The following is a 251-nucleotide window of genomic DNA, read 5'->3' on the forward strand; positions in this document are numbered from 1 at the left end:
GGGATGCAAAATACCACATCAAAGCATATTGATGGTAGTATGGATGCTACAGAGCGTAACGAACTATTATCGTGGTTAAAAGATGAACCTGATGATGATGAATGTAGAATACTTACTAATGTGCGATGCCTTAGTGAGGGGGTAGATGTACCATCGTTAGATGCTGTACTGTTTTTATCAGCGCGTAACTCGCAGGTAGATGTAGTACAAAGTGTAGGGCGTGTAATGCGAAGAGCAGAAGGTGAAGATCG

The 251-nt window shown here is 42.2% G+C and carries 1 protein-coding gene; it reads left to right on the plus strand.

Features of this window, described 5'->3' with window-relative positions; all coding sequences use genetic code 11:
* Nucleotides 1–251, plus strand: a 251-nt coding sequence (locus tag DC53_RS22835; protein ID WP_033032721.1) for a helicase-related protein, incomplete at both ends; no start/stop codon positions are given.

It is taken from the genome of Pseudoalteromonas fuliginea, assembly GCF_000690055.1.
In the GTDB taxonomy this organism is placed as follows: Bacteria; Pseudomonadota; Gammaproteobacteria; order Enterobacterales; family Alteromonadaceae; genus Pseudoalteromonas; species Pseudoalteromonas fuliginea.